The sequence below is a fragment of the Aeromonas sp. EERV15 genome (genome assembly GCF_900079845.1).
Classification (GTDB): Bacteria; Pseudomonadota; Gammaproteobacteria; order Enterobacterales; family Aeromonadaceae; genus Aeromonas; species Aeromonas sobria.
Map to the genome: position 1 here is coordinate 1 of NZ_FKKY02000017.1, position 19132 is coordinate 19132.

The window sequence follows — 19132 nt, forward strand, 5'->3', positions numbered from 1 at the left end:
CGCGCTCGGTGATTTGTTTAACCGCTTCGATTTTGAATGTTTCTGGATAACGCTGACGGGTCATAACACCTCCAATAGTTGCCTCATTTTAAGGCTGCGAGGTGTCTAGGGAACTGGGGGCGATTCATTAAGCTATCGCCCTGAGTGACAACCCGTGGGGTCGAATAGCGAAACCTGTTCGGACGATGGGGGGTTAGTATTCCACAGCCACAGCCACAGCCACAGCCATAGCCAGAATTGAATAGCTCAAGATTGTCACGCTGCTGCAACTAAGGTGTCCAATACTGTTGCGCTGGTGGATCAATCCTGCCGCCGCTTGGGAAAGCTAGCTAACCACGCTGGTTGCCAATGCCCCTCCGATTTGGATTAAAGGGCCAAGCCGAAGCGGGTGAACTTCCGGCCATTGGCCCTTGCGCAGCTTTCCTCCCTATCAGCTCTGGCTATCACTCCCCGAAGTCAAAATGCCGACCCAAAGGTCGGCATTTTGCTTTTACAAGGTACCGGGCTGGCGGCATATGCGCTTAGCTCGCCGCTGACGAAATGCTCACACTCGCCATATCGCCTGAGCCCTATTGGCTAAAGACCGTCTGCCCGCGAAAGACGGTGCGGGTGACGTTGGTGTCAGCGATCTGCTCCGGCTTACCAGTGTCAACCAGCTGGTAGAGATCCTGGTCGAGCACGATAAAGTCGGCCGATTTGCCCGCTTCGATGGAGCCGCTGATAGCCTGCTGGCGCACCGCGCGGGCGCCGTTGATGGTATAGGCATCCAGCATCTGGTCGAGGGTGATGCGCTGGCTCGCCCGAAAGTCATCGCCGCTCTGGGGGGCATGGTTGACCCCGGCGGCCATATTGGCGAAGGGGCGTGGATCGCGGCTGTCGACCGGCGCATCGCTGCCGGCCACCAGAATGGCGCCCGCCTTGCGCGAGCTGGCCACCGGATAGAGCGCCTGCTTGAGATACCCCTTGGGATCGTACATCGCCTCGTGCAGGGATTGCCCCTTGCGGGTCGGCTGGATAAAGGGGGTGACCAGCATGTCATATTCGGGCTGGGGGTTGGTCCAGGCGTAGGTGAAGGTGAGGTAGAGGCCAAGCTGGCCGAGCCGCTGCTGATCGTCCGGATGCACCACCTGCAGATGGGCGAGGGTATGAGGAGTGCCGTGATCGCCGTTGCTGGCGCGGGCCGCCTCCAGCGCATCGAGGGCCATGCGGGTGGTGCGATCGCCGATGCTGTGCATATGGATGCTAAAGCCCGCCTTGTCGAGCGCCCGCACGTAGCGGTTCAGATCGGCGGCGCGGTAGTTGACCAGCCCCTTGCTGCCGGCATCCTCGCTGTTGGCGGTGATGGTGACCTGCTCGCCATCCTGATCCGCAGCGAGGTGGGGGGTCTGGTAGTTGGTCAGCATGCCAGCGTTGGGCAGGAAGGGGGGCGTGCTGAAGGGATCCCCTTCCAGTACCCCGTCGAGGAAGATCTTGACCGCATCGGCCTTGATCAGCGGATCGCTGGCGAACTGGTCGCGCACCCGGTTCGCCTTGGCCAGATGGCCGCCGATATCGAGCTTGCCGCTGTAGTCATCCTCGTGAAAACAGGTGGCGGCGGTGACCCGCATATTGAGCAGCCCCTTATCTTCCATCTCCCGCAGGCGATCGCGGATAGAGTCGGTGGCGCAGGCATCCTGAATGCTGGTGATGCCGCGCGAGGCCATCAGGGTCGAGACGGCGGGCAGGATCTGGCGATACTGGTTCGCTGCCTGTTCGTCGTGGGCGCTGAGCAGGCCGCTATCGGGGGAGGGGATGGCGCTGCGAGCCCCCTCGCGAATAACGCCGCTATCGAGATCCACATAGGGTTTGAAGGGGGCAAAGAGGCCGCCCGGCGCCAGGGTGGCGGCGGTGAAGCCAACCTGTTTGCCGCTCTGGTCGGTGGCCTGTGCCAGTGCCCGCGAGTTGTAGGCGCTGGCGTGGCCATCGACCCCGGCCAGCACCACCGGGTTGTCGGGGGCGGCGGCATCGAGGGCCGCCAGCACGGTTTTATAAGCGGCGGTGGGGGCGTTGCCCTCGTAGGGAGACCACTGGTTGATCACCAGCCAGTCGCCAGCCTTGGGGGCGTAGCGGGGCAGGCAGCGCTTCACCTTGGCTGCCAGCTCGCCGAGATCGACCGGCTTGCCGTCGAGATCGCACATATCGAGCGCCACCGTGCCCAGCAGGTGGATATGGTTGTCGTGCAGCCCCGGCAGCACCATCTTGCCCTGCAAGTCGACCACCTGGGTGTCGGGGGTGCTGAGCGCCTCGGCCCCCTGCCGGTTGCCGACATAGAGGAACTGGTCGCCGCTCACCACCATGGCCTCTGCCACCTGCCGCTGACCATCCTGGGTGTGGATCTTGCCGTTGAGATAAAGAGTGCGTGCAGCGGTGGGCGGCTGCCCCTGTTGGCAACCCGCCAGCGTGGCGGCCAGCAGCGGGACGAGCAGCAAACATGTGCGGGAACGGGCGTGATGTGGTGCCTTGCAATCCATGCGGTGATCTCCTTGAGAGTCGTATTTAGTGCAGTGTTTACTGCACATTGCGCGATCTCTTTATGGTTGCTTGGTCAAAAAATGCCAGCAATCGCTGCAAATATTTAACGTTTTGTTTACCATGTCACATCAGTCGGTGGCGAGCGGGGCGCAGTGCCCGCTTTGCTGATGCACAAGGATGCACAACCAGACCGCCTGCCGATGGGCCAACAACAGGGAGGAGTGATGTCAGAGGAGTCAGTGACCGAGGGGCCGTTACCTCAAGGGGTTGCCATGCGCCGCCAACCCAAACAGCAGCGCAGTCAGGCGGTGGCCAGCCGCATCGAGGAGGCGACCCTGAGCCTGTTGCAGGAGCAGGGTTTTGCCGCCCTCAATACCAATGCCATCGCCGATCGGGCGGGGGTGGGGATCAAGTCGCTCTATCACCTCTATCCCAACAAGGAGGCGATCATCGGCCGCCTCGCCATGGGGTGGCTGGCGGCAGTCTGCGAGGCGCAGCAGGCGATCCGGCTGCAGGCGACCAGCTGGCCGCAGGCGCTGGTGCTGCTCGACGAGGCGCTGGAGGAGCTGGAGCGCCGCTTTGTCGGCTATGGAGCCCTCTGGCATGCGATGGATTTGATCCCCGAGCTGCATGCGCTGGAGCAGCAGCACGAGCGGGGTCAGATTGACTTCTGGTCATCCCTGCTGCGCGATTTTGGTTGCCGCTGGCCGGAGCCCGAGCTCACGACTCTGGTGCGCTACTTCTATCGCACCGCCGATGTCACCAAGCAGTGCACCCGGGCCGACGGGGATCTCGGCCAGCAGATGTGGCTGCTGCACCGCCACTGGAGCGAGCAGCTGATCGCCGCCGCCATTGTCGAGCCCGACCCCGAGCGGGTGTGGCAGGCAAGGCCAGCCCTGCTGCTAGGCACAGCGGCGCAGGCCAAGGGGGCGCCATAACAGGCACCGCAAGGTGTGCGGGCAGGCGCTCTTTGCCCTGATCGGCTGGCATCTATCTGGCAAGATATCTCTGCGAGGTGGGAAATCTGGGACACCCATCTTTTTGACAGCAACCCCATCGCGGTGGATGTGCGGCTGGTTGGTTGCCACCAACTGCGATCTGCTCTCCATGATCAAGAACAAGCGCTTTAGAAGCGACCTCTACTACTAAAAGATCGCTGTCCACATTCTTCCGCTATCTGTGCCGTAGCGGCCGGCGGGACTGTGCCATTCTGGTGACCAGCCGCGCCAGCTTCGAGATGGTGCAAAAGTGCGCCAGCGCCAGGGTCGAGATCCTGCTTGCCATCTCTGCTGCCACCGAGCTCGCGGTCGAGCGGGCCGAGCAGACCGGCCTCACCCTGGTGGTTTTTTGCCGCCCCAGGCGTGCCGAGATCTACAGCGGTTGTCAGCGCATTTTGCTTAAGTGACGGCTAGAGAGAGGGCAAGGCCACGGGCCTACTCCACGGGCAAAGAGGGCAGGCAAAATGAAATAAAGAAAAAGGGCGGGGAGTGTGACTCCCCGCCCTTTTTGTATCTGCTTCTGTGGCGGATTAGCGCGCCAGCAGGATACGCAGCATGCGGCGCAGCGGCTCGGCTGCGCCCCACAGCAGCTGGTCACCCACGGTAAAGGCGGCCAGATACTCAGGGCCCATATTGAGCTTGCGCAGACGGCCGACCGGAATGCTGAGGGTGCCGGTAACGGCAGCCGGAGTCAGCTCGCGGGCGGTGATGTCGCGATCGTTGGGGATCACTTTCACCCAGTCGTTGTGGGCAGCCAGCAGCGCTTCGATCTCCGCCAGCGGCACATCCTTTTTCAGCTTGATGGTGAAGGCCTGGCTGTGGCAGCGCAGGGCGCCGATCCGCACACACAGACCATCCACCGGAATGACGGCGTTTTCGATACCCAAAATCTTGTTGGTCTCGGCCTGACCCTTCCACTCCTCGCGGCTCTGGCCGTTGTCGAGCTTGGTGTCGATCCAGGGAATGAGGCCACCGGCCAGCGGTACGCCGAAGTTGTCCACCGGCAGGGTGCCGGAGCGGGTCTTCTCGGTGATCTTGCGCTCGATATCGAGGATGGCGGAGGCTGGGTCTGCCAGCTCGACCGCCACTTCGTCACGCAGCATGCCCATCTGGGTGACCAGCTCGCGCATATGGCGGGCACCGCCACCGGAAGCGGCCTGATAGGTGGCCACGCTGACCCACTCCACCAGATCGGCCTTGAACAGGCCGCCGAGGGCCAGCAGCATCAGGCTGACGGTGCAGTTGCCGCCAACGAAGGTCTTGATGCCATCGTTCAGGGCCTGCTCAATCACGTCGCCGTTGACCGGATCCAGAATGATGACGGCGTCTTTCTCCATCCGCAGGGAGGAGGCGGCGTCAATCCAGTAGCCCTGCCAGCCAGCGGCTTTCAGGCGCGGATAGACATCCTTGGTGTAGTCGCCGCCTTGCGCGGTGATGATGATATCCTGCTTGGCCAGCGCCTCGATATCGAAGGCGTCCTGCAGAGTACCGGCATCGACGCCGAAGTTGGGAGCGGCCTCACCGGCCTGGGAGGTGGTGAAGAATGTGGGTTGAATATGGGCGAAATCCTGCTCTTCCTGCATCCGGCTCATCAGAACCGATCCCACCATGCCACGCCAACCGACCAAACCTACTTTTTTCATATTGTCCTACCCTGGATTGCTGCTAAAGAAACTCGCGATGACACCCGTAACCCCTTGTCTGGCGACGCCTGTTTACAAGCGGTTTACAGGCCATTTAAAAAATATGCGCTGCGAAAAATGCGTCTATCCACATTACGGATTGTGACGGCTTGCGCAAGTCGAATTGCACAATATTCTGTGTCGTTTGCTGCATTAACCGGCAGGGACAGCGTAGCTGCGACAGGCGGGTGGGGGAGAGGTCAACATCAGATGAAAAGGCCACCGGTTATGGCGGTGGCCTGTCAATAAAGCGGCTGGCGTCACTCGTCTCGCGTTTATCCGTAACGGGCGAGGGTCAGCCCCTCATCGCTAATGGCGGGCTCGCTGCCGCTGATGAGATCGCACAACAGCTGACCCGAACCGGCCGCCATGGTCCAGCCCAATGTGCCATGGCCGGTATTGAGCCAGAGGCCGGGAATGGGGCTCGGCCCCACCAGCGGGGTGCCGTCCGGCGTCATGGGGCGCAGCCCGGTCCAGAACTCGGCCTGACTGATATCGCCCCCCTCGGGGAAGAGATCGCTGACCACCATCGCCAGGGTGTCGTGGCGCCTTGGGTTAAGGGCGAGGTTGTAGCCCGACAGTTCCGCCATGCCGCCGACCCGGATCCTCTCGTCAAAACGGGTGATAGCCACCTTGTAGGTTTCATCGAGAACTGTGCTGCGCGGGGCTGCGTCTGCGTTGATCATCGGCAGGGTGAGGGAGTAGCCCTTGACCGGATAGACCGGCAGCTCGAGCCCGAGCGGGCGCAGCAGCGGCCGTAGAAAACCGGTGGCATAGCTGCCGAGCGCACAGACGATGGCATCGGCGCGATAGCGCTGCTCGCCCGCCCGCACCGCCACGGCGCGGCCGCGGACTTGCTCAATCTCGTCGATGTCGCAGTTGAAGACGAACTTGACCCCGAGCTTCTCTGCTTCAAGGGCAAGGGCCTTGGTGAAGCGGAAGCAGTCGCCGGTCTCGTCGCCAGGCAGACGCAAGCCGCCGACGATTTTGCCGCGCACCCGCGCCAGCGCAGGCTCTGCCGCTTCGCAGCCGCTGGCATCGAGGGATTGGTAGGGGACGCCATACGCCTCCAGCACCTCGATATCGCGTTGGCTGGCATCGAGCTGGGATTGGCTGCGAAACAGCTGCAGGGTGCCGAGCTGGCGCCCTTCGTAATCGATGCTCAGCTCGTCGCGCAGCACCTTCATGCAGTCGCGGCTGTATTCGGCGAGGCGCACCATGCGGCCCTTGTTGGTGGCATAGGCGGTCGGGGTGCAGTTGGCGAGCATCCTCAGCATCCAGCGCAGCTGGAAGGGGTCGGCGGTGGGGCGCACCGTGAAGGGGGCATGCTTTTGCAGCATCCACTTGGCGGCCTTGAGGGGGATGCCGGGGGCCGCCCAGGGTGCCGCATAACCCGGGGATATCTGCCCGGCGTTGGCATGGCTGGTTTCAAGGGCGACGCCACCTTGTCGCTCCAGCAGGGTTACTTTGTGACCCGCTTTGGCCAGATACCAGGCGCTGGTTACCCCAATTACGCCGCCACCGAGAACCACTATCTCCATATCGTCTTTCCTTGACTGATGTTCTGATGTGGCCACCACCTTAATCAGACGCCACAGGATATTCAACCGCTCTGCACAGGATTGGGATCTTCATCTGCCGCTATCGAACTGGATGGTGTTTGTGGTGCTAAAAGGGCGATGCCCCAGTTACATGTTGTGTGTGACTTAATCTGGCCAAGGGGCCTGTGGTATGTCATTTGCTGGAGCGTGGGGAAATCACTGCCAGCAGGGCGGGGAGGCAAGTCTGGCAACGGCAGCATAGCGAAGCAAGGTATTGGCAGGCGGGTGTATTTTGATGGTGGTCCCCAAGTCGATTGCAGACTGGTCTTCCAACACGTTGTGGTGACAGTGCCTGCTTTATCGGGGCTATGAGGTAAAAGCGGCTTTTGTTGACTAACTTAATATTTAAGAGCGTGTAAATCGACTCATTCTATTCAGCATAACGTAGAAAATAGCACCGCATGGGATGTGGAACATGAACAATGAGCATGCAGGGACGAGCACAATTTCGTTGCAGGTAGATCTTCGGCAGGTGGTGTATGCCCTGTCGGCGTCACTCGATTTGGTGGGGATCGGTGATGTGGCTCATGGTAAGCGGGTCGGGATCATGGCTGCAGAATGTAGCCGTAACTTGGGAATGGATGATGTTGAACGCTGCTTGTTGTTCGAGCTAGGGGTGCTGCACGACATCGGTGTCTCCTCGACTATTACTCACCATCACCTTGTTAGCGAGTTCGATTGGGAGTCGTCCCAGCGCCACTGTGAGGTGGGATATCAACTACTCAAGGACTTTCGACCGCTGGCACCTCTGGCTCTGCCCATCCGTTATCATCACACCCACTGGCATCAGCTGTGCAAGCTGCGTGAAGTCGATGCCAAGGTCGCTCTTCAGGCGAATCTTATCTTTCTGGTGGATCGCTGTGATGCGCTGGCAGCACCCTATTATGGTGATGGCACACTGTTGCTGCATACCAGTGACATTCGCGCAAAATTGCAGTCATGTAGCGGCGAGTTTTTTGCCCCTGAGCTGGTGGATGCCTTTTTGGACACCTCCCGTGCGGAAGCGTTCTGGCTGCAACTGGAAGCGAGAGCCATCAATGATTACATGTTGGAAATGTTGCGGGAGCGGGAACCTTGCTTGACCTCCAATGGAGAACTGAAAGCGCTGGCGCGGATCTTTTCCGGCATTGTTGATGCCAAGAGCCCCTTTACCATGGCTCACTCCCTAGGGGTTGCCCGTGTGTCACGTTTGCTAGCCGAGGATATGGGGGTCAGTACGACTCATTGCGACATGCTCGAAATCGCGGGGTTATTGCACGATCTGGGCAAGCTCAGGGTGCCGGACGAAATTTTGGATAAACCCGGTCGTCTGACGGGGGCCGAGCGTGCCGTTATCAATACCCACAGCTTCGAAACTTACCAGATCTTGCGCCATATCGAGGGATTTGAAGAGATCGCCTGTTGGGCTGCCTATCACCACGAAGAGCCTGATGGAGAGGGCTACCCATTCCATCTGCCCGCCTCTGCTATGGCATTGGAGGCGCGCATTTTACGGGTAGCGGATATTTTTCAGGCGATGGTGCAGGACCGGCCTTATCGGCGCGGTCTGCCCACCGGTGAGGTGCTTGCCTTTATGATGCAACTGGCAGGTCAGGGGCGAGTCGATCCTGCAGTGGTTGCGGTCCTCGCTGATAATCTGCCAGCCATGATGCAGGCGGCCATTCCGGTTGCCAAAGCGGTTGATTTATATGACCACTAACGTGCAGGTGGCGCACACCTGACCGCGAGCCAACTATGCTTGCAATAAGCTGTGCATAGCGCTTGCCGGAATAAGCGCATGAGGCCAGCGTTACTGACCACAATAGGGGAGTCGATATGGAATCGCTAAAAGCCCAAGATTATATGCAAAGCAGGCCCATTACCTTCACTGCCGACATGATGGTGCAGTCTGCGGTCGAAAAATTTTTGAACAGTCATCAATTGGGCGGCCCGGTGGTGGATGAGAAAGGGCATTTGATCGGCTGGATCTCGGAGCAGGATTGTATTGCTGTGATGCTCAAGGAGGCCTATCACTGCGAGCAAATAGCGCAGGTCAAGGATGTGATGCGCAACGAGGTGCTGACGGTCGGACCTGATACCAGCATTCTGGCGCTGGCAGAGATGATGATGGGGCAAAAGCCGAAGATCTATCCGGTGGTGCAGGATGGACGGCTGATCGGGGTGATCAATCGTCACAACGTGATGCAGGCCATTCACGCCCAGCTTACCAGTTGTTTTGTCCACCATTCCCACGGCTGATCCCCAGATATTCTCTTCCCCAAAGCAGGCTTCGGCCTGCTTTGACTATGTTGGGGCATCAATTAGCGATGATGTATCATCACGCAAAATGTTCCAATTCGTGCGCTGATCATCAGTGGCGCCTCCCGGCTGCTTGGCTTGCATGATGTTAGGGCTTGCACCTGTGTCACTCGCTCTTTAGGATCTGCCGCAGCTCATCGATATGGCCCCTTGTCGGGCTCTCATTTAAGGAATTTGTACCTTGTCTCTCTCTATCGAGGCGCTGCGCCGCCGTCTTTCCGCCTGCATGAACCTCGACGCCCGTCGTCTCTCCAGCCGTCTGCACGGGGTCAAGAAACTGCCGGAGGCTAAGCAGACTGCTGTGCTTGAGACCATTGCCGCTGATCTGGATGCCGCGCAAGCGCGCTATCAGTCGCGTCTGGCCGGTGTACCCAAGGTCACCTATCCAGCCAACCTGCCGGTTAGCCAGAAGCAGGGGGAGATCGCCAAAGCGATCAGTGAACATCAGGTGGTGATCATCGCCGGGGAAACCGGTTCGGGCAAAACCACCCAGATCCCCAAGATTTGTCTGGCCCTCGGGCGCGGGGTGAAGGGCTTTATCGGCCACACTCAGCCGCGACGCCTGGCGGCCCGAACCGTGGCTGCGCGTATTGCCGAGGAGATGGAGTCCGAGCTGGGTCAATATGTGGGTTACAAGGTGCGCTTTACCGATCAGGTGAGCGAGCAGACCCACATCAAGCTGATGACAGACGGTATTTTGCTGGCAGAGATCCAGAATGACCGGATGCTCACCCAGTACGACACCATCATCATCGATGAAGCGCACGAGCGCAGCCTCAACATCGACTTCATTCTGGGTTACCTCAAGCAACTGTTGCCACGGCGCCCCGATCTCAAGGTGATCATCACTTCGGCCACTATCGATCCGCAGCGTTTCTCTCGCCATTTCAACAAGGCGCCGGTGATCGAGGTCTCCGGCAGGACTTATCCCGTTGATGTACGTTATCGCCCCCTTGCCAGTGATAAAAGTGAAGGGTTGGAGGAGCGCGACGAGCTGCAGGGGATCTTCGACGCGGTAGAAGAGCTGGCCCGTGAAGGGCTGGGGGACATCCTGATCTTCATGAACGGCGAGCGGGAGATCCGTGATACCGCCGATGCCTTGCGCAAGCTCAATCTGCGCGATACCGAGGTGTTGCCGCTCTACGCCCGTCTCTCCAACGCCGAGCAGAACAAGGTGTTCCAGCAGCATGCAGGACGGCGTATCGTGCTCGCCACCAACGTGGCAGAGACCTCACTGACAGTGCCGGGCATCCGCTATGTCATCGATCCGGGTACTGCCCGGATCAGCCGCTACTCCTGGCGCACCAAGGTGCAGCGTCTGCCTATCGAGGCGGTCTCTCAGGCCAGTGCCAACCAGCGTAAAGGGCGTTGTGGCCGGGTGGCGGACGGTATCTGTATCCGGCTTTACTCGGAGGAGGATTTCAACGGCCGTCCGGCCTTTACCGATCCCGAGATCCTGCGTACCAACCTGGCGTCGGTCATCTTGCAGATGCTGGCGCTGGGGCTTGGCAATATGGAAGCCTTTCCCTTCGTTGAGCCACCGGAGTCGCGGCACATCAAAGATGGCCTGACGCTGCTCAAAGAGCTGGGGGCGGTACGTGAACTGCCGGCCCGTGAATCACAAGGGCAGGAGCTGGAAGCCAAACTGCAACTGACCGATACCGGTCGTCAGCTGTCGCGCATTCCCCTGGATCCCCGTCTGGCGAAGATGGTGATCACCGCAGCGCAAACCGGTTGTTTGAGTGAGGTGATGGTGATCACCGCCGGTCTCAGTATCCAGGACCCTCGCGAGCGGCCGATGGAGAAAAAGCAGGCCGCCGACGAGCAGCACCGACGCTTTGAAGACAAAGACTCGGATTTTCTCGCCTTCGTCAATCTGTGGAACTACCTCAAAGAGCAGCAGGATCTACTGGGCAGCAACCCGTTCCGCCGGATGTGTCAGAAGGAGTTTCTCTCCTCCCTGCGGGTACGCGAATGGCAGGATATCCACTTCCAGTTGCGCCAGACGGTAAAAGAGCTCGGTTTTAAAGCCAACCATGAACCGGCAGACTTCAAGACGGTGCACTGCGCGCTGTTGACCGGGTTGCTCAGCCATATCGGTAACAAGGATCTGGAAAAACCAGAGTTTCTCGGCGCGCGCAACGGCCGTTTCCACCTCTTCCCGGCGTCGGGTCTGTTCAAGAAGCCGCCCAAGTGGGTGATGGCCGCAGAATTGGTGGAGACCTCACGGCTCTACGCCCGGGTCAACGCCAAGATCGAACCCGAATGGGTGGAGCCGCTGGCAGCGCATCTGATTAAATTGCACCACAGTGACCCCCATTGGTCGAAGAAAAATGGTGCCGTGATGGCCAAAGAGAAGGTCACCCTCTACGGTCTGACCCTGGTCAATGAGCGGACCATCAACTTCAGCACCCTGGATCCTGCCCTGTGCCGTGAGCTGTTTATCCGCCGCGCGCTGGTGGAGGGAGATTTCGAGACCCGTCACCGCTTCTTTGGCGAAAACCGCAAGTTGCTGGCCGAGGTGGAAGCGCTGGAGCACAAATCCCGTCGCCGCGACATTCTGGTGGATGATGAGGACCTGTTCCGCTTCTATGATGCCCGTTTGCCCGAGGAGGTGATATCAAGTCGCCACTTCGACAAATGGTGGAAGGAGGCCCACAAGCAGGATCCCGAACTGCTCAACTTTGAAAAAGAGATGTTGATGAAGGGGGATGCGGCCCACATCAGTGATCTTGATTATCCCAACTTCTGGCAGCAGGGGCGGCTCAAGCTCAAGTTGAGCTATCAGTTTGAACCGGGGGAGGCGGCCGATGGCGTCACCCTGCATATTCCGTTGCCGCTACTGAATCAGGTAGACGTGCAGGGGTTCGAGTGGCTTATTCCGGGCTTGCGTCATGAGCTGTTGGTCGCGCTGATCAAGTCGATGCCAAAGCCGATGCGCAAAAACTTCGTACCGGCGCCCAACTATGCCGATGCGCTGCTGGCCAGCCTTAATCCCGAGCAGGGGCCGCTGTTGGACGAGATGGAGCGCCAGCTGCGGCGGATGACAGGTGTCACAGTGCCTCGCGAATCCTGGGACTGGGCTGCGGTGCCCGATCACCTGAAGCTCACCTTCCGGGTAGTGGATGACAAGCACAAGCAGGTGGCGGAAGGGAAAGATCTGGACGCGCTGAAAGAATCCCTGCGTGGCAAGGTGCAGGAGACCTTGTCGCAAGTGGCGGATGACGATATCGAACAATCCGGCCTGACCCTTTGGAGCTTTGGCGAGTTGCCGCAGGAGTACAGCCAGAAGCGGGGCGGTTTCGAAGTGAAGGCTTATCCGGCGCTGGTGGATGAGAAAGACTCGGTCTCCATTCAGCTGGTGGAAAGTCCGGTGGCCCAGCAGCAGCTGATGTGGGCGGGTCAGCGCCGGCTGGTGCTGCTCAACGTGCCTTCTCCCATCAAGTACCTGCAAGAGAAGCTGCCCAACAAGGCCAAGCTGGGGCTCTACTTCAATCCGTTTGGCAAGGTGGCCGAACTGATCGATGACTGTATTGCCTGTGGTTGCGACAAGCTGATCGCCCAGCATGGTGGATTGGCATGGGATGAGGCCGGTTTTGAGGGGCTCAAAGAGTTTGTCCGGGCCGAGCTCAACGATGCGGTGGTGGAGGTGGCCAAGCAGGTAGAGGCGGTGCTGACACTCTCCCATGAGATCAAGAAGCGGCTCAAGGGCAAGATGCAGCTCGATACCGCGTTCGCCATGTCAGATATTCAGCTCCAGCTCGACAAACTGATCCATAAAGGCTTTGTGACCGAGACCGGCTGGCAGCGGCTGCCGGACTTGTTGCGTTACTTGCGTGCCATTGAGCGGCGCATGGAGAAGTTGGCTATCGACCCCAACCGGGATCGGGTCTACATGCTCAAGGTGCAGAGCGTGGAAAGCGATTACAAGGGGCTGTTGGCCAAGATCCCCAAATCCCAGCTGGTACCGACCGAGGTGGCCAATATCCGCTGGATGATCGAGGAGCTGCGGGTGTCATTTTTTGCCCAGAATCTGGGGACCCCCTATCCGGTGTCAGATAAACGGGTGCTTAACGCCATCGCCCAGTGCTAAGCTGCTATCTGTCTGTTTTAACAGCGTGATATAGAGAATGAGAAGGGGCTGCTGTGTAGCGGTTCCCTTCCTCTGGGGGTCAGGAGGCAAGGATGCTGGGGATCTGGTTAGGGGTCGCACAGGTGATGATCAGCGGCTATCAACCCATTGCGGAACATACATGGGTGCAATTAAACCCGGAATACTACCCATTGGCGCGTACCCCGCCTGCGATGTTTGTTGCCTGGCGGGGCAATCAGTTTCCGCCTTTGGCTCAAAAGCAGAAACAGGGTCGCTGGCAGATCCTGTTTCCTGCCAGACTAGTGCCCCCCTTTGATCTGTTCGAAGGGGAGGCACAGCTTTCTAAAACCTATCTGGCAAGGCTGCGGCGTATCGATGAGATGGCCTATGGGGTCGCGTCTGGCCAGGCCGTTGCCGTGATGCCGCAGGGGAGTCGTTCACCGGTTGATGTTGATACTGCGCAGTCTGTGACCCCTTTTATCGCCGAGTTTCATATCCCCCAAGGGGCGTTTGGCGGCACTGATATGCCCATTCCCGCGGACAACAACGAACCCCTGCTGGCAAAGCTTGGGCTGACGCCGCGTGCAGCGGGAATGCTGTCCAGTAGCGTGGCTGAGTCATCAGTGAGCCGCGATACCATGCTCACCCTCTCTGCTCCGGCAGCGGGTACGCAGCATACGGTGTGCCATCAGGTCGCCGCGGGTGAGACCCTATGGCGCATTGCCAACCAGTTATCCAGTGCCCGGGGGGCGGATACCTATAGCTATTTGCTGGCGCTGGTAGCCGAAAATCAAGGGCGGCTCGGTAACAGCATCAACGTCAGGACGGGGGATGGACTTTATTGCCCTCGCGCCGAGACACTGGCGCAGTTTGATGCTTTGAGTGCGGCCCAGCGCCAGCAGCAATTTGCCCGCCTGGAGCAGGGGCAGCGGAGGTAAGGGGCATCTGCCTTGTATCCCTATTTAGCCCGTGGTAGTATTCGCGCTCGTTTTGCGAGGTGTTGACCGGTCGCAGTCAACACCATAAATTCATCTTAAAAGAGATACACACTATGTCTTTCGTATTCCAAGCTGAAGTCCGTACTGACCTGGGGAAAGGTGCGAGCCGCCGCCTGCGTCACGCTGACCAAGTTCCTGCCATCATCTACGGTGCTGGTAAAGAAGCACTGTCAATTGCTGTTGACCACAAGAAAATTGTTCTGGCTCAAGAGAAGCCGGAATTTTATGAGTCTGTACTGACCATGGTTATCAATGGCGAAGAAGTTAACGTAAAAGTGAAAGCTATCCAGCGTCACCCTGTACGTTACAAGCTGGTTCACCTGGACTTCGTTCGCGTTTAATCGCGAGCTATTCAGTTGAAGAAAAAGCCACTCTCAGGAGTGGCTTTTTGCTATCTGGTATTTCATAAAGCCAGCTAACAGCGACCCGAAGCATGAGGTGCCGGGTGGTGCTAGTTGATCCAGGCTATCTCAATTGACCGAGTGCTTGCTGGCAACGCTGTTCGGCTGCATCCAGTTCCAGCAGTACCATCCTGATATCTTCCATCTGCTGTTGCAGTGTCTCCCGCTTCTCTGCGACCAGCCCCAGCATGGTCTGCAGCTGGCTGCGGCTGCTCTTGTCGGCATCGTAGAGATCAAACAATTCGCGGATCTCCGCCAGACTGAAACCAAGCCGTTTGCCACGCAAGGTGAGCTTGAGACGTACCCGATCCTGCTTGCTGTAGATCCGGGTCTGACCCTCTCTGCCTGGATCCAGCAGACCCTGATCTTCATAGAAGCGAATGCTGCGCGTTGTAATATCAAATTCCCGGGCCAGCTCACTGATGCTGTAGCGCCGTTTATCATCCTTGCTTTTGTTCATACAGGCTTCTTGGCGAACGTTCCTGATGGGCACCTTACCTAAACGTAAACGGCACTGCAACTCTTGTTCCATCGCGCCAGACCGCCTATGTTATTGCCATGTAACAAGGAGGGATTCGCAGATGGATATTGTGATTGTGGCGGCAAAGCGTACCCCCATGGGGGCATTTCAGGGGGCATTGGCAGCGATGACGGCCCCTGAGTTGGGCGCTTGCGCCATTGCGGCGGCACTGACTCAAAGCGGGCTTGATCCTGCACAGATCGATGAAGGGTTCATGGGTAACGTGCTGGCTGCAGGGATGGGCCAAGCACCTGCCAGACAGGCGCTGTTGAAGGCGGGGCTGCCTGATAGTGTACCCGCCACCACGGTCAACAAGGTGTGCGGTTCAGGCATGAAGGCGGTGATGCTGGCGGCAGACTCCATTCGTCTGGGAGATAACCGGGTGGTGGTGGCGGGCGGAATGGAGAGCATGAGCCGAGCCCCCTATCTGCTGGAGAATGCCCGCAGCGGCTTTCGGATGGGTCATCAACAGGTGCTGGACCACCTGTTTCTTGATGGCCTCCAGGATGCCTATGATGGCCAGCTGATGGGCGTACATGCCCAGCACAGTGCGGATCATGCCGGGCTGACCCGCAGTGCCATGGATGCGTTTGCTCTGGCATCGTTGCAACGGGCTCGTCAGGCGCAGCAAGCTGGCTCTTTTGCCATGGAGCTGGCGCCGTGTTATCGCGATGGCCGGCTGTTGCTGGCCGAAGATGAGCAGCCGGGCAAGGGGCGACCGGATAAAATACCTACCCTGAAACCTGCGTTTGGCCAGGGCGGAACCATCACCGCTGCCAATTCAAGCTCGATCTCGGATGGCGCTGCGGCACTGATCTTGATGGATGGCGCCACCGCGCGCGCGTGGCAGATACCGGTGCTGGCACGGATTGTCGGTTATCAGAGCCATGCAGCGTTGCCCGCCGAGTTTACCTCTGCACCTATCGGCGCAATATCACGCTTGCTTGAACGGCTGGCCTGGTCGGTGGACGAGGTGGATCTGTTCGAGATCAACGAGGCCTTTGCCATGGTCACCATGCTGGCCATGAGCGGGTGTGGCATTCCTCATCACAAGGTCAATGTGCATGGCGGGGCTTGTGCGCTGGGTCATCCGCTGGGGGCGAGCGGCGCGCGGATTCTGGTGACGCTGATCACTGCGTTGAGACAAGAGGGCTTGCGCCGGGGGGTGGCTACGCTCTGTATCGGTGGCGGGGAGGCGACCGCCATCGCGGTCGAAGTCATTTAACCGGGGCAGTTATCGCGTGCCACTGTTCATTGACCCAGGCGGTTGCCGTCAGGTAGAGGTGACTCACCTTGTCCTCATTGAGCCCTAACTGTGCTGTCTTGGCGGTGACCCGCGACCAGTTGGCATTTTCATAATCTTCACAAAATGCGAGATAAAAACCGAGGTTGCCTTGGCGTTTCAGCAATGCCAGCCGGATATCTTCGACTAAGGGGATAGTCCCCAGTAGCTTGTCCATGGGTTGTTCCATCAACACATCCAGCAAAGAGAAAAGGCCGGTAATAAAGGCTTGTTGTGACTGCTGGGCCGGGGCATGGGCATGGGCGAGCAGCTCGCAGAAACGAGCTCTGATCAGCGACATCTGGTAGAGCTCGGCGCTCTTGCCCTTACCTGCACTGGTGGTAGCGATCAGCGAAACAAAACGTTTTAGTTGGGTATTGCCGAGGTAGATGGCTGCTTGGCGAAACGAGGAGATAGGGTTGCTCTGTCCTTTGAGGTGGTTGACGTAGCGTAGCAGCTTGAGGGAGAGCGACACATCCTGGCTCAATAACTGCTCAATCCGGTTAAAGTCCAGCTCGGTTTCGTTGACCACATTGAGCAACTGCATTACCACGACCTGGGCTGGTGCCATGGTGGCTTGCTTGACCATTTCTGGGCGGCTAAAGAAAAAGCCCTGGAACAGCTGGATCCCCATATTTTTGACCCGTTCGAACTCGGCCTTATCCTCTACTTTTTCTGCCAGATAGGTCAATCCAAGTGACGTATGACGCTGGATAAACACCTTGATCATCATCAACGACGTGGCACGCAAATCAAACTTGATGATATGGATAAAGGGGAGAAAACGCTCCCAATCTGGCGACATGGTGAAGTCATCGAGCGCCAGCTGATAACCCAGTTTGTGCAGCTGTTTCACCTTTTCCAGCAACGCATCATCCGGCGGCGAGTCTTCCAGAATTTCGATCACTACTTTTTCGGGCGGCAGGCACTCTGCCAAGCCCTCTAACAGCAGTGAGTGAGGGAAGTTGATAAAGCAGGGCAGGCCACCCAGCAGTTGATCGATGTTCTGTTGCAGGAATTGTTCGACCACCAGACGCGAAGTAGCCTGCTGGGAGGAGATACCAGGGAAGACGTTATTCAGGCTATCGCGAAAGAGCAGTTCATAGGCATAGGTATTGAGGTCTCTATCGAGGATTGGCTGTCTTGCTACGTAGGAATACATGCCTTGCTCCAGTATGGGTACTGGGTTGAGTTTATGGTGTAGCAGAACACTATGCCAGTGCTCACCATATGGAGTAAGGCAATAATTGGCATAGTGTTTTTCTGCAGGGAAGGAATTTAGAAGAGATAGCTCAATTGTGCACCAGCCAGCCAGGCATCCCCTTCGGAAGTGCCCTGGAAGGTGGAGGTCGTCAGCGGATTACCCGGTTGCAGCTCCATTTTTTCAGTGACATCCACCTTTTTGCCATCGATCAGGGTCAGCCCCAGATCCACGGTCAGGTTGGGTGTGAACTGATATCCCATCCCCAGGCTGTACCAGAGCCGATCGGCATCAGGTATGGAGATGGTACGACGATCGGCTGGCACCGGACTTGCGTCATAGGCCACACCGGATCGTAGTTGCCACTTGGGCGTGACCTGATAGGTCATACCGACGGCATAGCGCCAGCTATCTTCCCAGTGCTCATCCTTGATGTGCATGCTCTGCAAATTGTTAAGATCAGCTTCTAACTGAACGAATTTGCTCCAGTTGGTCCAGTTCAGACTGCCGTGGAGAGCCAGCTTGTCAGTCAGCTGATGGAAAGCCGCCAATTCTGCCGTCGCGGGCAATGGTAGATCCAGACTGCCGGTATCTCTGAGCTCGGTAACGGAGCCGTCAGCATTGGGCCGGCCTACAATAGCGTTCCCCGAGAGCGTCAAAGTGATATCGTGACGGTAGGAGAGGCCGATCCGGGTCTGCTCGGACAACTCCAGCAAAGTGCTAACATTCCAGCCCCATGCCCAGCCATCCCCTTGCAGATGTTTTGCGATCAGGTTGCGAGAGGGGAAGGTGCCGCCGACTTCGCCTTCGCCCTGAATGGCCGAAATTCCGGCCCCCACCGACCACATCTCATTAATGCGATAGGCGAGTGAGGTACCCAGATCCATGGTCTTGATATCAGAGACATTGCCAAAGTGGCCGGCGCTGTAGTTATCCGGCATCTTGACGCCAAGACCGTAGTAGGACGTGGCAGAGAAGCCTAGGCGCCACTGCTCATTGAGTGGAATGATGAGATAGGCGTTGGGAACCCAGGCCGCGGCGGCGATATCGTGTGCACTTGCATCGGAAGTGACGATGCCGGTTTTTGTCGGCAAGCGGGTGTTGCCTTCAATATTGACGTCAGGACTGACATAGATGGCACCGCCAGACAGCGCCATCTGATCGAAGCGGGTCATGGCAGCCGCATTACGGGAGAGCACGCTGGCGTTATCCGCGATGGCGGCTTCACCGGCAAAGGCGCGTCCCAGACCTGTAGCGGACTGTTCAGCCAGCTGGAACCCGGCGGCATGGGTCTGACCCGCGATCACCAGCAGGGCGATTGCGGACGGTTTGATGATGGGATGCATGGCAAAATCCTTGCTGTTACCCGAAGGTTCAATAGGTCATATGAATGGAGGCAGGATTTTATATGGTATGACCAGTAAGGCAACGGTAATGGCCGGTATCTGGATAAAACAAGATTTAATGCTGGGATGAGGCACTCTAATAGCTTGATTGAAAAAGAAAAATAAACACGTGTGTGCTACATATGTGCGCTGAAATGGGTT

The 19132-nt window shown here is 58.3% G+C and carries 13 protein-coding genes and 1 pseudogene; 8 read left to right on the forward strand and 6 right to left on the reverse strand.

Annotated elements, in window-relative coordinates; translation table 11 throughout:
* Positions 1-569: 569 nt before the first annotated feature.
* On the reverse strand, positions 570-2510 hold the full coding sequence (locus tag BN4575_RS14945; protein WP_068978786.1) for an amidohydrolase: 1941 nt from the start codon (positions 2508-2510) through the stop codon (positions 570-572).
* A 225-nt stretch (positions 2511-2735) separates the two neighbouring features.
* Here BN4575_RS14945 and BN4575_RS14950 point away from each other — a divergent pair, with 225 nt between their 5' ends.
* A complete protein-coding gene (locus BN4575_RS14950; protein ID WP_176716442.1) occupies positions 2736-3449 on the forward strand; it encodes a TetR/AcrR family transcriptional regulator in 714 nt (237 codons plus the stop codon).
* Between the two features lie 236 nt (positions 3450-3685).
* Positions 3686-3916: pseudogene (locus tag BN4575_RS14955) on the forward strand (formate dehydrogenase accessory sulfurtransferase FdhD); the annotation flags it as partial.
* Positions 3917-4039: 123 nt separating this feature from the next.
* Here the strand turns inward: BN4575_RS14955 and asd are convergent.
* Together asd and BN4575_RS14965 are read right to left on the reverse strand one after the other, a co-directional pair.
* Positions 4040-5152: an aspartate-semialdehyde dehydrogenase gene (asd, locus tag BN4575_RS14960; protein ID WP_005345266.1), complete on the reverse strand. Its 1113-nt coding sequence runs from the start codon at positions 5150-5152 to the stop codon at positions 4040-4042.
* A 314-nt stretch (positions 5153-5466) separates the two neighbouring features.
* Positions 5467-6768, reverse strand: coding sequence for a D-amino acid dehydrogenase (locus tag BN4575_RS14965; RefSeq protein WP_368664540.1), 1302 nt, complete (start codon positions 6766-6768; stop codon positions 5467-5469).
* Positions 6769-7207: 439 nt separating this feature from the next.
* On the opposite strand from BN4575_RS14965, the gene BN4575_RS14970 reads away from it, so the two are divergent.
* The 5 genes from BN4575_RS14970 (at position 7208) to rplY (ending at position 14522) form a co-directional block, all read left to right on the forward strand.
* Positions 7208-8491 (forward strand): HD-GYP domain-containing protein, encoded by a 1284-nt coding sequence (locus BN4575_RS14970; RefSeq protein ID WP_256028981.1) that lies wholly within the window; start codon positions 7208-7210, stop codon positions 8489-8491.
* A gap of 116 nt (positions 8492-8607) precedes the next feature.
* Positions 8608-9030, forward strand: a complete 423-nt coding sequence (locus BN4575_RS14975) for a CBS domain-containing protein (protein ID WP_068978790.1) — start codon at positions 8608-8610, stop codon at positions 9028-9030.
* A gap of 241 nt (positions 9031-9271) precedes the next feature.
* Positions 9272-13183: an ATP-dependent RNA helicase HrpA gene (hrpA, locus tag BN4575_RS14980; protein ID WP_068978791.1), complete on the forward strand. Its 3912-nt coding sequence runs from the start codon at positions 9272-9274 to the stop codon at positions 13181-13183.
* A 92-nt stretch (positions 13184-13275) separates the two neighbouring features.
* Positions 13276-14121 carry a hypothetical protein gene (locus BN4575_RS14985; protein WP_068978792.1) on the forward strand — a complete coding sequence of 282 codons (846 nt, stop codon included), beginning with the start codon at positions 13276-13278 and terminating at the stop codon, positions 14119-14121.
* A 113-nt stretch (positions 14122-14234) separates the two neighbouring features.
* Entirely contained in the window at positions 14235-14522 is a 288-nt protein-coding gene (gene rplY / locus BN4575_RS14990; protein ID WP_042023867.1) for a 50S ribosomal protein L25, read from the forward strand.
* A gap of 124 nt (positions 14523-14646) precedes the next feature.
* Here the strand turns inward: rplY and BN4575_RS14995 are convergent, their stop codons facing one another.
* Positions 14647-15042: a MerR family transcriptional regulator gene (locus tag BN4575_RS14995; RefSeq protein WP_042023864.1), complete on the reverse strand. Its 396-nt coding sequence runs from the start codon at positions 15040-15042 to the stop codon at positions 14647-14649.
* Positions 15043-15163: 121 nt separating this feature from the next.
* On the opposite strand from BN4575_RS14995, the gene BN4575_RS15000 reads away from it, so the two are divergent.
* The gene (locus BN4575_RS15000; RefSeq protein ID WP_068978793.1) at positions 15164-16327 is read left to right on the forward strand and encodes a thiolase family protein; all 1164 of its coding nucleotides are present in this window, start codon (positions 15164-15166) and stop codon (positions 16325-16327) included.
* On the opposite strand, the gene BN4575_RS15005 is transcribed toward BN4575_RS15000, so the two are convergent.
* Both BN4575_RS15005 and BN4575_RS15010 read right to left on the reverse strand, forming a co-directional pair.
* The gene (locus BN4575_RS15005) at positions 16320-17546 is read right to left on the reverse strand and encodes an EAL and HDOD domain-containing protein (RefSeq protein WP_042023860.1); all 1227 of its coding nucleotides are present in this window, start codon (positions 17544-17546) and stop codon (positions 16320-16322) included. The two genes, BN4575_RS15000 and BN4575_RS15005, sit on opposite strands and share 8 nt — an antisense overlap.
* Positions 17547-17662: 116 nt before the next feature.
* On the reverse strand, positions 17663-18931 hold the full coding sequence (locus BN4575_RS15010; RefSeq protein ID WP_068978794.1) for an OmpP1/FadL family transporter: 1269 nt from the start codon (positions 18929-18931) through the stop codon (positions 17663-17665).
* Positions 18932-19132 lie beyond the last annotated feature (201 nt).

Excerpts from the sequence above, each read along its gene's own strand:
- BN4575_RS14945 (WP_068978786.1), bottom strand. The coding sequence starts at position 2,510 with ATGGATTGCAAGGCACCACATCACGCCCGTTCCCGCACATGTTTGCTG.
- BN4575_RS14950 (WP_176716442.1), top strand. The coding sequence starts at position 2,736 with ATGTCAGAGGAGTCAGTGACCGAGGGGCCGTTACCTCAAGGGGTTGCC.
- asd (WP_005345266.1), bottom strand. The coding sequence starts at position 5,152 with ATGAAAAAAGTAGGTTTGGTCGGTTGGCGTGGCATGGTGGGATCGGTT.
- BN4575_RS14970 (WP_256028981.1), top strand. The coding sequence starts at position 7,208 with ATGAACAATGAGCATGCAGGGACGAGCACAATTTCGTTGCAGGTAGAT.
- BN4575_RS14975 (WP_068978790.1), top strand. The coding sequence starts at position 8,608 with ATGGAATCGCTAAAAGCCCAAGATTATATGCAAAGCAGGCCCATTACC.
- BN4575_RS14985 (WP_068978792.1), top strand. The coding sequence starts at position 13,276 with ATGCTGGGGATCTGGTTAGGGGTCGCACAGGTGATGATCAGCGGCTAT.
- rplY (WP_042023867.1), top strand. The coding sequence starts at position 14,235 with ATGTCTTTCGTATTCCAAGCTGAAGTCCGTACTGACCTGGGGAAAGGT.
- BN4575_RS14995 (WP_042023864.1), bottom strand. The coding sequence starts at position 15,042 with ATGAACAAAAGCAAGGATGATAAACGGCGCTACAGCATCAGTGAGCTG.
- BN4575_RS15000 (WP_068978793.1), top strand. The coding sequence starts at position 15,164 with ATGGATATTGTGATTGTGGCGGCAAAGCGTACCCCCATGGGGGCATTT.
- BN4575_RS15005 (WP_042023860.1), bottom strand. The coding sequence starts at position 17,546 with ATGTATTCCTACGTAGCAAGACAGCCAATCCTCGATAGAGACCTCAAT.
- BN4575_RS15010 (WP_068978794.1), bottom strand. The coding sequence starts at position 18,931 with ATGCATCCCATCATCAAACCGTCCGCAATCGCCCTGCTGGTGATCGCG.